This window comes from Alteromonas antoniana, from assembly GCF_019249295.1.
GTDB lineage: Bacteria > Pseudomonadota > Gammaproteobacteria > Enterobacterales > Alteromonadaceae > Alteromonas > Alteromonas antoniana.
In genome coordinates, this window is the sequence record NZ_JAESDH010000007.1 from 188,206 (window position 1) to 203,062 (window position 14,857).

Below are 14,857 nucleotides of genomic sequence, written 5' to 3' on the forward strand. Positions count from 1 at the left end.
AGGTATGCCAGGGCAAAGCGCCTCGTCTGGGTCAGGGCATGCTTGTGTCAGGATGCGAAACGACTCTTAGCTGTCACTTACCTGTCCGGGTGCGACGCCTAAACTCGCGTCACTGGATGACGCAGCTGTCAATAACATGCCACTGAAATGTCAGTGGCATGTCGGTAGAAGCGTGCTCTTAGTCTTCTGAAGAAATCAGGATAAGTTCGCTTTGCGGTGGCGTTAAATAGCGTGCGCCATCCTCGGTGATCACCACCATTTCTTCAACCGAAATGGTTTTGGTTTGCTGTTGATTGCTACCTGGATAATACCAGCTGTAAAAACCGTCAAACGCGAACGTCATACCGTCATCAAGAAGTTTTGATGACGTATCCCGTACACCCAGATTTGGGCCGGTATCATGGGCAACATAACCCACAGGATGGCCGGTGCTCCACATTACCGGTAGTGAGCCTGCCCGCTCCATGACGACACGCTGGGCTTCGTGTACGTGATTGCCAGTGACGCCGGGCTGCATTGCTTCGAAGGCGGCGCGACTGCCTGCAATCGCGCTGTCCCAGGCATGCTGTATGTTGGCTGGCGCTCTGGTTTCACCAGGCTTTAACACATAGGCGAAGCGCTGAATATCGGTTACCCATCGGTCAAATACCCGAATGCCAAAATCAATCTGAATGACGTCGCCAGGCTGAATGATGCGATCCGTAGGGTGAGAGTGACCGCGATCCGGGCCGGAATTTACAGCCGGGTTCTGGTCCGGCGCCCAGCCGTCCTGAACACCAGCATCGGCAATCTTCTTTTTCAGAAAATCCGCGATATCTTTATCTGTCGTTTTGCCCGGAACCACGTTCTGATAGGCCTCATATTGCCAGTTTGACGTTATGGTGGCCGCTTTCGCCATAATATCCACTTCAGCGGGAAGCTTGCGGGACAGCCATTCGTAAATCACCGGCTCAGCAGCAGTCAGACGGGTTGCCACGTCAGAGGAAAGTGCGTCTTGCAATGCCAGATACTGTGAGTGACTCAGGCCATCAGCCTGTGGGTTAGTACTGAAGGTATTTACTGCAAGGGCCGTCACGTTTTGCTCGTTCAGCCACGCTGCGGCTACCTCAATGGCTGAATCGGAACGTCCTACATCAATCACGTCGTCAAAAATACCCAGTTCTTTGACTGCCGTTGATTCGCTGACGGGAGAAAACATCATCGAGGTCACTCCGTCAGCGTGTTTCGAAAACAGCACGACGGCAGTGCCGCCAGCATTTTCGCAGCCGACATGCGCCGCAATGGGATCATTGTCATTTTCCCGGCAAACAATCAGCCAGTGACTGGCCTTCGCGCGTGACATGGCTGAGGGAAGCAAGGTCTGCATTCGTTGCTGACGAATATCCATCCACGGTGATGCGTCGTCAAATGGCTTATCTGCTGTCTGGGCGAGCGTCGAAAACGAAGACAGTGCGATTCCGGTACATAGTGCGAGCAATGAGTGACGTATCATGGTATTTCCCTGTAGTGGTATCAATGTAGTTTGATGCATCCCGAGTGAGGATTGCGAACTACATATCTGTATTATTATTTTTTACTCAGTCTATCCTTCAGGATCGCCATCCGGGTATCAAGGTTACTGGTCGCGCTTCCGGCACGTTTTGCCCGTTGATAGAAATGCAGTGCTTCGGCATCTCGCCTCGCCTTATACAGTAAGTCACCGGCCTGTTCATTGCTAAGGGGGTCGTGCGGCAACGCCTGCGCAATAAGGGCTGCAGTCTTTAATTCCAGATTAAGGTTTTTGCGTTTGACATACCCTGCGTGTAATTGCTGCATCATGTCAAGCCAGCTGATACGTTTTTCAAAATAGGCTTTGCCCAGCTGCTGCTGCCAGTCAGCGGGTTCAGATAACATAATGGGCACAGGAGAGGGGCGGAATGGGAAATCAGACTTTAGCGCCTGTATTTGTGCGTAACCATAATATTCTTCGGCAGTGGTTACCGGTCGGTTTCGCCAGGCCTCTGCTGTAGTTACCGGCTGCGGATTTGAGGCCAGTTGATTATTGAGCAACGCGTCGTAAAAGCTGTCGGCAATCAGAAAATACCCCGGCAGGTTAGGGTGCAGATGCTCCAGCATCAGCGAGTTGCCAACAATGTTACTTTGGGTCCTGGACTCCATCACTGATAACGTATCCACTAGTACTACGCCGGGCTGCCTGGATAGCTTTCTGATAATCGCGTTAATATCTTCCGGGGCCCGAAAGCGAAGAGGATCCAGATCTTTGGCCTTCGCCAGGTACTGACGCGCTGCCACATACTCTCCCGCAGCCATAGCCTGCTGCCCGCGCTGATATAACGACAGCGCCTCAGCAGCCGCCGGAGAGCCGGCACCCAGCGGGGGCTGGTCGCCAATATTACTTGCGATAGTGCTCAGGTATACCGGAATACTGGCTTGGCGGTACGTATCCAGCACCTGACGCATATTAGCTTCAAATTGCCTGAGCCCCTGCCGGTATGCCCCGGAGTCAAACGGTATCAAGGTATTTTGGGCTACCTGCGCCATAAAGGTACGCGATGCGGACTGAAGTTCGTCCGGCCCGGAAGTGAATGACAGCAACAGATACTGAAGCGCATCAACGGTGGCCAGTGAATACAACGACAAATACAGCCGGGTAAGTAACGGGCCGCCAAACTGAAATTGTGAACCGACGCCAAAAATACCCAGATACTCGTTGTGGCCTGCATAAATCAGGACAGCATCAGGCGATTGTTCAGCAATTTCCGATGCCACATCTTTTAGCAGATAGCTGTTAACCGCAGACATTGCGGTGTTAATCACTTCAACATCTCTGCGGATAAGTCTGTCGTAACCGGTTGTCCAGCATCCCGGCCAGAGAGGCTCCCAACCCATAGGGAAAACCGGCTGCGGTTGAGCCTCCCTGCACAATAAGTCGAAGACCATCCGCGGGCTTTTCTTTTAAGAAAAAATTCGTTTCCATAGTGACGCGAGGCGCATGTCCATCAGGGAAGTAACGGTTGAGAATGTTTGGCCTTGGCAACAAATAATCGGGGTGAGCCGGGTTTTCAATAAACAACGGGGCTTTTCCTCCAAAGCCTGCAAGTCGTAAACCTCCTTCCAGCAGGATAAAAAATACAACCGGAATGGCCAGAGTAATCAGCAAAAAGGTAAATCGCCGTGACGAGCGTGTCATTCCCGGGCTCCAAGTTGTTTAAGGAAAAAAGCCGGCTTCGGGTTGTCCGGAAATTGTGACTGGGTCTGTTGTAACTGCGCAATAGCGCGCTCTTTGTGGCCTGCCTTAAACTGGCTCTCGGCCAACGTCAGCTGATAGCTGATGTTATCAGGCTGCAGGCTGATGGCCTGTCTGGCGAAAAACCAGGCTCTGCCCGGTTGCCCGGATCGCAATGCAATCTGTGCGGCAAGTTGCGACGTTTCCGGATTAAACGGCAACGCGCTGGCAAGCGCCGAAGCGGCATTTGCTGCATCCGACCAGCGATCCTGCTGCTGATAGTAGGTGATGAGATCCGGAAGTTGTGAGAGTAAACCTTTACCTCTGAAACGTTCGATAGCAAGTGCGGTTTCTTTGTCTCTGGCAATGGGTAGCGTTAGCGGTACCGGTGTCTCAGTAAACGGATAATCAGAAGTGAGACTGTCGATTTTTAATTTGCCAAGCAAGGAATCAACCGGGGTCAGTGGCCGCTGAAGCCATGCCTCGCTATCGGTAACGAAGATCGTAGGCGCAGGCAGTACGTGATTTTCCTGCAACGCATAGTAAAAGGCATTGGCAAGCAGAAAATAACCTCGTTCATTAGGGTGCAGGTGCTCAAGCATCAGGTTGTAGCCAATGTGACCGCCCTCGCTGGCGGCAATCATTTTTTGATAAGCATCGACGAGCGTCACCTGATGCTGTCGGGCGAGTTCACGGATAACGCCATTGAATACAGAAGGCGCCCGGAAACGCAGTTGATCGTAATCCATAGCATTGACAAAATGACGGTTGGCACGTGTATCGTCAGTGCCAGCGAGCAGTGTTGCTAGCGCAAAATGGGCGTCTGCAGAATCAGGCGTAGCCGCAACTGCGGCGTCAGCTTGCTTTAATTTTTTCCTTTTCGCAGCAGTACCGTTAAGAAAACCGTTGAGATCCTCAATTCCCGAAGCGGGAGCAGATGCGAAAGGCCGCTGCCCGCTTTCGTTCGCTGCAATGGTAGAGATGAATGTGGGAACGTGTGCCTCATTGAAGGTGCTCAATACCGCTGCAAGGTTACTGCGAAGCTGCGCGATTCCTTGTTGATAAATATCAGAATTAAAGGGGATCTGACTGGACTGCGCGATCTTTGACATCACAGTCCGGTCTGCACTGTCATGTTGCGCACTGCGGTTATCTGATGCTAATAACGACTGTGCCAGTTGAAAAGTTCGCCAGTTTCTTAATTTCAGAAACAATAAATTAGCCAGATGTCCTCCGCGACTGGCATACACTGACCCGACTCCCATGACACCAAGGTATTCATTGTGTCCTGCGTAAATAAGAACAGCGTCCGGCGAAATCGATAGAATGTCTTCGCTGATATCGCGCAGGGTATACGAGTTCACGCTTGAGAGGGCAACGGAAATGACGCGGATGGTTTTGTCCGGGTAAGCGTTCTGAAGTCGCGCTTCCAGTAACCCCGAGGGAGAACCGAACCGGCCATAGGGGAAACCCGCTGCAGTGGATCCTCCCATCATGACGAGCCGAAGCTCATTCTCGGGCTTCTTTTCCCGAAAATAATAAGTGTCCGGGCTTACTTTTGGCGCTGTCGCGCCATGGTGGAAATAGCGTTTTATCAGCGCCGGATTCGGCATCAGGTAACCGGATTCATTCGCGGGAACGAACAAAGGATAGGTGCTGCCGTAATCGGCAATACGTAACGCCCCTTCAATTAGCAGGAATACTCCCGCAGGAAGAAGCAGTGCTATCAGAGTAAACCATACTGATGTTTTCTTGGTTTTCATGGCTACAAAAAATTAACAAACACCGTGACAACCTTAAGCAGTTACCGTAGTTAAGGCAAGCTGGATACGTATGCATAAGCGAAATGCTGTTCCTCTAAAAAAGGTTGCGGTATGCTGCATATATTGCATTGAGTTAACACAATAATAACAACCATCATGTCACTCATACTGGGGATCTCAGCCTACTACCACGACAGCGCTGCAGCGATCCTGATAAATGGCCATATTCTGGCTGCGGTTCAGGAAGAGCGCTTTACCCGCGTTAAGCATGATCCGGGGTTTCCGGCGAACGCGGTACAATACTGCCTGTCACAGGCAGAATGTCGTCTCGAAGATATCGACGCGGTAGTGTTTTACGATAAACCACTGCTCAAGTTTGAGCGTTTACTGGAAACGTTTCTGGCAACAGCGCCCAGAGGATTCGGCGGTTTTCTTCGTGCCATGCCGGTATGGCTGAAGGAAAAGCTGTATTTAAAACAACTGTTACGCAAAGAGTTGCTGGCTCTTTCCCCCGGGCTTCAGAAAAGCCAGTTGCCTGCATTACGATTCACGGAGCATCATCAGAGTCATGCGGCGTCTGCTTTCTATCCTTCACCTTTCGGGCATGCCGCGGTGGTCTGTCTTGATGGTGTAGGTGAGTGGGCGACAACCTCGCTTTGGGAAGGAAAAGGCAGCCAACTTAATGCACTATCTGAAATACAGTTTCCACACTCGCTGGGTCTGCTGTACTCCGCATTTACTTTTTACTGCGGGTTTAAAGTCAATAGCGGCGAATACAAGCTAATGGGACTGGCTCCCTACGGGCGTGCCGTGTATGTAGACAAAATCTATCAGCACCTGATTGATGTGAAAGAAGACGGTAGTTTTGCGTTGGATATGCGGTATTTCGACTATGAAACCGGCACGGTAATGACCAGCAGCGCTTTTCATACTTTGTTTGGTGGGGAACCCTGGCCACAGGATAAAATGCCGGATCAGCGGTGCATGGACCTCGCAGCGTCGGTTCAGCAGGTCATTGAAGAAGTGGTGGAAAAAATTGCTCTTTACGCCAGGAAGATTACCAATGCGCCTGCGCTGTGCATGGCAGGTGGGGTGGCGCTTAATTGCGTTGTCAACGGCAGACTAAGGAAGGCAGGCATTTTTGACGATATCTGGATCCAGCCCGCGGCTGGCGATGCTGGCGGTGCGCTAGGGGCGGCGCTCGCATACTGGTATCTGGAAAATGACGGTGCAGTTAAGCCACCGCATGACCAGATGTGTGGGTCAATGCTCGGCCCGGAATATTCTCAGCACGACATCGAAACCGCGATAAAACACTGGTCCGTTGATGCGCAACAGCCCGATCGCAAGGCGCTTTATCACACCGTGTCGCAAGCGCTGTCGCAAGGTCAGGTTGTAGGCTGGTTTCAGGGACGAGCCGAGTATGGTCCCCGGGCGCTGGGAAATCGTTCTATTCTGGGCGATCCGCGAAATCCAACCTTACAACGAACGATGAATTTAAAAATTAAGCAACGGGAATCGTTTCGGCCCTTTGCGCCTGCGGTGCTCTCAGAGCACTTTTCCAGTTACTTCGACGGCGCATCCGGTAACCCATACATGCTGGAAGTGAATGCGGTGAAGCCCGAACATCTGGTGACTGTCTCCGATGAGGTATCTGGCCTGGATAAGGTTAACAGTATCCGCTCTGGTATTCCTGCTGTCACCCATGTCGACAACACGGCGAGGGTGCAATGTGTGCAAGGCGCAATCCATCCGGAATTTCATGCCCTGATCACAGCATTTTACGAGCAAACCGGTATGCCAATGCTAATAAATACGTCTTTCAATGTACGTGGCGAACCGCCTGTCTGCAGTCCGGACGATGCTATTCGCTGCTTCCTTGCAACGGAAATGGACATGCTGGTGTTAGGGCCTTATCTCATCTGTAGAGAGGGGGTGGATCCCGATATGGTGAAAAAAGCCAGACAAACAAGTTTTGAGAAAGATTAATGGATAATTTCTGGTTACCTACTGTGTCAAAAACGGATCTGCCAGCGCTGCGGCAGTTCGGCCTGGGCATGGCGCTGGCGCTGACGCTGATTTTTTGTCTGCTGTTGCCATGGGCTTTTGATGTACCCGCGTCGCTATGGATCATTCCCGTTGTATTGACGTTCCTGATTCTGGCATTGATGGGCCCCGGCTTACTCTATTGGCCCTACCGGAGCTGGATGGTATTCGCAAGTGTGCTTAATTTCATAAATACCCGGATGATTATGGCAATAGCCTATTATTTATTGATCGTGCCAATCGGATTATTGATGAAATCTATCGGCAAATTACAGTACACTCGCGGCCCAGCACGTGATGCCGCAACATATTGGGTGTTGCGCAAGACCAGTCCGGCTAAGAGCAACCTGAAGGAGCCGTTCTAATGATAGAGTTTATGCAGGACCTGTGGGCATTTTTGCGGGTACGAAAAAAATTGTGGTTGTTGCCCATTATTGTGGTGCTGGCGTTACTGGGCGCGTTAGTGATTGCCACACAGCAGTCGTCACTGGCAACGTTTATCTATACTTTGTTTTAAAAAAGAGATAGCTGTGAGTTCACATGTCAGTCTGGGATTAGTCAATCCAAAATCAGCGGTCAATGTAGCATCCATTCTCCGTGCAGCAGGGTGTTATGGGGTAAATGCCGTTTTCTATACCGGTCAGCGTTATCGTTATGCGAAGGATTTTAACGCCGATACCAGAGCATTTCATAAACTCATCCCTACTATCGGCGTTGAGGATTTGTTTGAGTGCAAGCCGAAAGGGAGCCGGGTAGTAGCAGTTGAATTAGTCGAAAATGCCGTGCCGCTGCCAGCGTTTGAACACCCCGACAATGCGTTTTATGTATTTGGGCCTGAAGATGGCAGCCTGAGCAACACACTAATTGAGCAAGTTGATGACGTTGTCTATATTCCGACTCACCACTGTATGAACCTTGCCGCAACGGCAAATGTACTGCTTTATGATCGGCTGGCCAAGCGAGATTATGACGTAACAAATGCTTTTATTCGTCGCTCACGTGATCAGAATAACCGAACTGCTCATAATAAATTATGATTTTTCTCTCAGACCTGATCCCCATTTTACTTAAAACGTATTGGTTTTAATTCATACGTATAGTTTACAACAACAGTCAGATCGTGCATTGTTAAGCCTCTAACCTGGAGATCTGGTCAGATCCGCTTCCGGGCCCACATGGATAGTGCTTCTTAATACGTAATCTACACTGCAATAATCTTGGGGTACTGGTGAAACGTCGCTTAATCAACGTATTTAAAAAAGTAAAACATGCTCCCGGAGTGTCGCACGTTATTCGTCCTGTGATCCGCCGCAAGATGAACAAAACTATCGACGCGGTTGCAGCCCACTTCTTTGAACACTTTTCACTGGTCATTGCTGCTGACGAAAGTGCCAGACGTATATGTTACAAAACCCGCCATCAGGTGTATTGTGAAGAACTGGGTTACGAACCTGTAAAATCCTCCGGTCTGGAAACTGATGAGTTCGATGACTATTCGCTAAGCTGTTATATCAAACACAAGGCGACCGGAGATTGTGCCGGTACCATAAGGCTGGTGATGCCAGCGCATCCGGGCCAGCAACTTCCGCTGGAAAAAAATTGTCCTGATGCCATTCGCCTGGATAGTGAGAATCCTAAACTACACCCGCGACACAGCGTCTGTGAGGTCTCTCGTCTGGCTATTCCGAAGCGTTTTCGGCGACGGGAAAGCGACAGTAAGTTGTCACCGGTTACCGGGCAGAAGCCGAAAAAATCTATCCTTGAACAACATAATAGCCGCTCGTTCCCCTATATTTCTATGGCACTTTATTTCTTTGCGACCAGTATCTGCCTGATCCGCGATATAGATTACGTGTATGTCATGATGGAACCCAGACTGGCAAGGAGTATGCGATTTATTGGGATCAACTTTCATCGTATTGGCAATGAGGTGGATTATCATGGCACTAGGGCGGCCTATAAGATTTCACCAGTTGAACTGGTTGAGCAAATTTCGCCTGCATTAAAGCGTTTTCAGCGAAAAATCATGCTGGAGCTTGATGATGTACCTGAATTCGGGCATGCGTTATCTCACTATCAAAAACGTGCTTCGCAAACCCACAGCAGTAAAGCGCGCAAAGCGGCCTGACTGGTATTTTTGTGTATCGTCAGGTTGTCTGACTGAATACTACAGGCCGATTACCTTCGGCTGAATACGTATGTAATTGTAGTAACATCTTTTTAACCTGTATTCTTAGTGAATCTGAATACACAGGATGTTATTAACCGATGAAAAATACTCCGCATTATTCCAGGCAGCTCTTGTCTGCTGCATTATTGGTTGCACTATCTGCCTGCTCTCAGGCACCTGAACAACGACAGGAGAGCACACCAGTGTCTGCTTCTTCCGATGAAAAAGAACTCCCGACCCAACCAGTCAAACCTGTCGTATATCAGGTTTTTACGCGGCTTTTCGGTAATACCAACTCCAATAATGTTCCGTGGGGTACGCAGGAGCAAAATGGGGTAGGCAAGTTCAGTGATTTTTCGGATAACGCGCTTGAAGGTATAAAAGCCCTGGGCACAACTCACATCTGGTATACCGGTGTACCGCATCATGCTGTCGTCGCCGATTACACAGAATACGGTATCACGCTGGATGATCCGGATGTGATAAAAGGCCGCGCGGGCTCCCCGTACGCTGTAAAAGATTACTACAACGTTAATCCTGACCTTGCTGATGATCCGGCTAAGCGGTTGGAAGAATTTGAGGCGTTAATTGAAAGAACGCATGCGCATGGTATGAAAGTGATTATTGATATTGTACCTAACCATGTGGCTCGTCATTATGAATCAACCAGCGCGCCTCAGGGGGTAGAAGATTTCGGTGAGTCAGACGACACGTCTGTTGAGTATGCCAGAGATAACAACTTTTATTATGTGGTGGGAGAGAAATTCAGAGTACCTGAGGCAAAAAATGGTTATCAGGTACTCGGTGGTGAGCCGCATCCGCTTGCCGATGGCAAGTTTGATGAATTTCCTGCTAAATGGACTGGTAACGGTGCACGTGCCGCGCAGCCCGATCAGAATGACTGGTATGAGACGGTAAAAGTCAATTACGGTGTAAAACCCGACGGTAGCTACGACTTTCCTCGTCTTCCTGAGCCTTTTGCCGCTAAAGGTGTGCAGGCTCATGCCGACTTCTGGAAGGATAAATCACTTCCCGACTCCTGGTACAAGTTCAGAGATATCGCATTTTACTGGCTTGATAAGGGCGTAGATGGGTTTCGCTATGATATGGCTGAAATGGTGCCCGTTGAATTCTGGTCGTTTCTGAACAGCGCGATAAAGCAGAAGGATCCGGATGCATTTTTACTGGCCGAAGTCTATCAGCCAGATCTCTATCGCGCTTACCTGAAAAAAGGAAAGATGGATTTCCTTTATGACAAAGTCGAATTTTACGATACGTTAAAAGCCATTATGCAGGGGCACGGTAAGGTCTCTGATCTGATTGCGATCCAGCAATCCCATGATGATATTGCCCCCAGTATGCTGCACTTTCTGGAAAACCATGACGAGCAGCGTATTGCCAGCCCGGATTTTGCCGGCAGTGCCGATAAAGGCAAACCTGCACTGGTGGTGTCTGCACTTATCAGCCGCTCACCGACCATGTTGTATTTTGGACAGGATGTGGGTGAGGACGGCAGTGAAGAAACCGGTTTCGGCGACCCCACGCGAACCACGATTTTCGATTATGCCGGTGTGCCTGCTCATCAGCGCTGGATGAATGACGGTGAGTTTGACGGCGGACAGTTAACCGATGAAGAAAAAGCGCTGCGTGAGTTTTACATCAAGGTAATGAACCTGTCAGCGACGCATCCTGCTATGGCGGGCGAATTTCTGTCGTTGCATCAGTCCAGTCTTGAAAATCAAAGTGAATACAGCGAAAAGCAAATAGCCTTTGTGCGCCAGAAGGATGGCAGCAGATTGCTTATTGTGAGCAACTTTTCGACAGACTCTGTCAACGCTGAAGTCACCTTTGGGGATGACGCATCAGAGCAACTGTCTTTGAATGAACAGACACAGTTCACGAATCAACTGGAAGAAAACGACCAGACCGCTTTTAACACAAAGAATAACACCGTTGCGGTGAGTCTTGCGCCACTGGAGTCAAAAGTTTATGCGTTTTAACCTGACTCTGAAACGTGCTGCAACCTCTATACTCGCAGTGACATGCCTTTGTGCCTGCCAGCCGGAGCCAGATGCTGAGCCAGCGAAAGACACCAGTCTGCAGGACGTTTATCACACTGCAGAAGACGTAACGGTATCACCGAATGTAAAAATACTGAGTGAGCCCTTTACTTTTCCCGGCGAGACGCCGCGTCGTGTATGGGTATATTTACCGCCGGATTACGCACAGACCGATACGCGATACCCGGTGGTTTATATGCACGACGGGCAAAATGTATTTAGCGAAAGCACCAGCTATGCAGGAGAGTGGGGTGTTGATGAAACGCTGGATACCCTTGCCAGTCAGGGACTTCGCGTTCCTATTGTCGTTGCAGTAGATCATGGCGGTGAATCACGCATGCGGGAGTTGAGCCCGTGGACAAACCCTGAGTTTGGCAGCGCGCAGGGCGATGCCTATCTGGGTTTTCTGATTGGCAGCGTGAAGCCATACATTGATACGCATTTCCGGACCCTGCCATCGGCCCGGAACACGGCAGTCATGGGGAGCTCAATGGGAGGACTGATGGCACATTACGCCATTGTCAAACATCCGGAGGTTTTCTCCAGAGCCGCAATATTCTCACCATCGTTCTGGTTTAGCCAGCAGACATTTACGTTTACCGAGACCCACCCGTTGCCGGAAACCCATAAGCTGTATTTCATCGTGGGTGAAAAGGAGGGTAAACAAATGTCAGATGGGATGACCGCCATGGTATCCCTGCATCAGGCGCAGCAGCATCCGGATGAGGCGTTATATTCAAAGATAGTAGCAGGGCAGGACCACAACGAAGCGTTCTGGCAAGCAGAGGTAGAAGGTGCATTACGCTGGCTGGATTTGGTTGAGAGCCGCAATGAGGAGGCAGGCAATGCGCGCTAATATTTTTCATTTTGTAATTAGCGTCTTGCTGCTGGTTGGGTTTGGCAAAGACGTTTATGCCGCCTCACTGAAAACCTTCGACGTTCAGGGTTCCCGCGTTTATCTGACGCTGGATGATGGCCAGCAAGTGCGCGTTTCGATGCTTGAGCATGACAGTGTCGAAGTGGTGTACCAGGCGAATAAGCAGCAATTACCGTCGTTTGCACTCCCTGAAAACTACCGCGTGCTTGAACCAACGGTTTATGAGTCTGAAAACCAGCTGACTGTGCAGCATAACGATGTCAGCGTTCAGGTCAGTCTGGCACCATATTCGCTGGCGTACTCCTACCGGAAAAAGCCGGTAATCAGCGAAGAACGGGGCTATTTTCATGTCGACAGCTTACGTGGTTTTCGGTTTGCGCTTAAGCCCGACGAGAAGCTGTACGGGGGCGGACAGCGCGTCATGGGAATGGATCGGCGCGGTCAGCGTATGCCGTTATACAACCGGGCTCATTATGGTTACACCACAAAGTCCGACCAGATGTACTATTCACTCCCTGCCGTGATGTCGTCTGCCAATTATGCCGTGATATTTGATAATTCTGCAGCCGGCTCGCTGGATATCGGACATAACGAAAGCGATGTGCTGCAGTTTGAAGCACGCGCCGGGCGCAGCGCCTACGTCGTCACGCTGGGAGATAATCTGGCAGACGTCAGTAAAAATGTGGTGTCGGTGACCGGGAGACAGCCGTTGCCGCCACGCTGGGCGCTGGGCAACTTCGCGTCCCGTTTTGGCTATCGCAATGAAACGCAAACCCGTGATGTCGTAAACAAATTCGCTGAAGCGGAGATCCCGCTGGATGCGGTTGTACTGGATCTTTACTGGTTCGGAAAAGACGTCAAAGGACATATGGGCAACTTAAGCTGGGATCGTAACGCCTTTCCGGAACCAGAAAAAATGATGACGGATTTCGCCGACTCCGGTATCAATACCATTGTCATCACAGAGCCGTTTATCTTAACTACATCGAAACAGTTTGAGAACGCAGTTGCCGCCGACGCGTTGGCCGGCAATCTGGCCGGTGATGTTAAAACCTTTGATTTTTTCTTTGGTAATACCGCACTGGTAGACGTATTCAGTGAGGCGGGTAAAGACTGGTTTTCTGGCTTTTATACTCAGCTTCATCAGCAGGGAGTGTCAGGCTGGTGGGGCGACCTAGGTGAGCCCGAGGTGCATCCGTCAGATACATTGCACGAGTTTAACGGCCGCCTGTATACGGCCGATGCCCTGCATAATGCCTACGGACATCAATGGGCCAAAATGGTGTATGAGCACAGTCTGTCGCTGGCACCGGAACAGCGCCCTTTTGTGCTGATGCGAAGTGGATTTGCGGGCAGTCAGCGCTTTGGCATGATCCCCTGGACAGGCGATGTCAGCCGAAGCTGGGGGGGACTGAAACCCCAGGTGGAACTGGCGCTGCAAATGAGTGTATTTGGCCTGGCTTATACTCACAGCGATCTGGGTGGTTTTGCTGGTGGCGAAGTGTTTGATCCGCAATTGTATCAGCGCTGGCTTCAGTTAGGTGTGTTCCAACCGGTGTTCCGTCCTCACGCGCAGGAAGATATTGCGCCTGAACCGGTATTCCATGATGAACAGACACAACGTCAGGCCGCAGAACTCATTCGTTTGCGTTACAGAATGCTGCCTTACAACTATTCGATGGCAATCGAAAACAGCCTGACGGGTATGCCGTTAGTGCGGCCGCTGTCATTTTATCATCATGACAGTCACTGGTTTGAGAACAAGGACAGTTTCTACTGGGGCGAGCAGTTTCTGATTTCGCCGGTAACTGAGCCGGACGTGACAGAATGGAAAGTAGATACACCTGCAGGAAACTGGTATCACTTTTTTACGGGCAACAAAATCGCTGGCGGTAAGGTGAATATTATCCCGGTAACGGATACGACCTTTCCTGTATTAGTCAAAGCGGGTGCTGTTGTGCCTATGACAGACGTGGTGCAAAGTACACGGGATGCTGATTTCAGTCGCCTCTCACTGCATGTGTGGGCAGGGGAACCGGGTAAGTCATACGAATACACTTACTTTGAAGACGATGGCAAAGCGGTGGACTCTATTGAAAAGGGTGAGGTTGTCAGAGGGACGATTACGCATATCCTGAACAATAACCGATTGTCTGTAAATACGGCGTTTGACGGACGTTATGATGGCATGCCGGATAGTCGTCGCCTCGAGTGGGTGTTACACGGTATCCCGGGCCGTCCGGCATCGGTTATGGTAGAAGGCCAATCTATTGCGGTTGATAGTAATGCGGGCGTTAGCTGGGATGAAAAACAAAATGTCCTGCGGGTGGTAGCCGCCAAGATTACAGGGACGTCATCACTGAACGTTCAGTTTTAAACGCAATTTGTTCCCGCCACGGTTTACTCTACCGCTGGCGGGAACCTTGCTGGTTTCATAACCCGATGAGACTTTAATAAATGTGGCAAGAAGGTGATGAGTCAGACGGTAGCAAGCTGACACTGTCGTCATAATAACTGCACGCAGGCCATCGGCAGCGTCAGGTGATATTCCTCTTTCTTCCTTCGGCCGCGGCTTTTTAAACTTTTGCGCTGCGCCAGTTTCGTTTGATATCGCCCCACTGAACCTTCATAAAATTGGCTTGTAAAAAGTTGAAAATTCACGCGCTGGGTGAGCACACATTACTACGGATTGGCATTAGCTATGAGGGAGTAATG

The 14,857-nt window shown here is 50.3% G+C and carries 12 protein-coding genes; 8 read left to right on the forward strand and 4 right to left on the reverse strand.

Translation table 11 applies throughout. The features are described 5' to 3' along the window. Positions 1-178: 178 nt before the first annotated feature. The 4 genes from JKP77_RS08205 to JKP77_RS08220 all read right to left on the reverse strand — a co-directional run bounded on the left by JKP77_RS08205 (position 179) and on the right by JKP77_RS08220 (position 4,989). Positions 179-1,492: a M24 family metallopeptidase gene (locus tag JKP77_RS08205; RefSeq protein ID WP_246601132.1), complete on the reverse strand. Its 1,314-nt coding sequence runs from the start codon at positions 1,490-1,492 to the stop codon at positions 179-181. Between the two features lie 74 nt (positions 1,493-1,566). Beyond that, a complete protein-coding gene (locus tag JKP77_RS08210) occupies positions 1,567-2,889 on the reverse strand; it encodes a hypothetical protein (protein ID WP_218310701.1) in 1,323 nt (440 codons plus the stop codon). Continuing rightward, positions 2,819-3,190, reverse strand: a complete 372-nt coding sequence (locus tag JKP77_RS08215) for a hypothetical protein (protein ID WP_218310702.1) — start codon at positions 3,188-3,190, stop codon at positions 2,819-2,821. The genes JKP77_RS08210 and JKP77_RS08215 overlap by 71 nt, the downstream gene beginning before the upstream one ends. Further along, entirely contained in the window at positions 3,187-4,989 is a 1,803-nt protein-coding gene (locus tag JKP77_RS08220) for an SGNH/GDSL hydrolase family protein (protein WP_218310703.1), read from the reverse strand. The genes JKP77_RS08215 and JKP77_RS08220 overlap by 4 nt, the downstream gene beginning before the upstream one ends. A 156-nt stretch (positions 4,990-5,145) precedes the next feature. On the opposite strand from JKP77_RS08220, the gene JKP77_RS08225 reads away from it, so the two are divergent. From JKP77_RS08225 to JKP77_RS08260, 8 genes are all read left to right on the forward strand, one after another. Then, positions 5,146-6,978, forward strand: coding sequence for a carbamoyltransferase family protein (locus tag JKP77_RS08225; RefSeq protein ID WP_218310704.1), 1,833 nt, complete (start codon positions 5,146-5,148; stop codon positions 6,976-6,978). Then, positions 6,978-7,400, forward strand: coding sequence for an SxtJ family membrane protein (locus tag JKP77_RS08230; RefSeq protein WP_218310705.1), 423 nt, complete (start codon positions 6,978-6,980; stop codon positions 7,398-7,400). Before JKP77_RS08225 ends, JKP77_RS08230 begins: the two co-directional genes overlap by 1 nt. Beyond that, positions 7,400-7,552, forward strand: coding sequence for a DUF5989 family protein (locus JKP77_RS08235; RefSeq protein WP_218310706.1), 153 nt, complete (start codon positions 7,400-7,402; stop codon positions 7,550-7,552). Before JKP77_RS08230 ends, JKP77_RS08235 begins: the two co-directional genes overlap by 1 nt. Positions 7,553-7,565: 13 nt before the next feature. After that, positions 7,566-8,072 (forward strand): RNA methyltransferase, encoded by a 507-nt coding sequence (locus JKP77_RS08240; RefSeq protein WP_338024852.1) that lies wholly within the window; start codon positions 7,566-7,568, stop codon positions 8,070-8,072. Between the two features lie 191 nt (positions 8,073-8,263). Continuing rightward, a complete protein-coding gene (locus tag JKP77_RS08245) occupies positions 8,264-9,163 on the forward strand; it encodes a PEP-CTERM/exosortase system-associated acyltransferase (RefSeq protein ID WP_218310707.1) in 900 nt (299 codons plus the stop codon). 140 nt (positions 9,164-9,303) lie between these two features. Then, positions 9,304-11,205 carry an alpha-amylase family protein gene (locus JKP77_RS08250; protein WP_218310708.1) on the forward strand — a complete coding sequence of 634 codons (1,902 nt, stop codon included), beginning with the start codon at positions 9,304-9,306 and terminating at the stop codon, positions 11,203-11,205. Further along, positions 11,195-12,121, forward strand: a complete 927-nt coding sequence (locus tag JKP77_RS08255) for an alpha/beta hydrolase (protein WP_218310709.1) — start codon at positions 11,195-11,197, stop codon at positions 12,119-12,121. Before JKP77_RS08250 ends, JKP77_RS08255 begins: the two co-directional genes overlap by 11 nt. Further along, positions 12,111-14,519: a TIM-barrel domain-containing protein gene (locus tag JKP77_RS08260; protein WP_218310710.1), complete on the forward strand. Its 2,409-nt coding sequence runs from the start codon at positions 12,111-12,113 to the stop codon at positions 14,517-14,519. Before JKP77_RS08255 ends, JKP77_RS08260 begins: the two co-directional genes overlap by 11 nt. Positions 14,520-14,857: the final 338 nt, after the last annotated feature.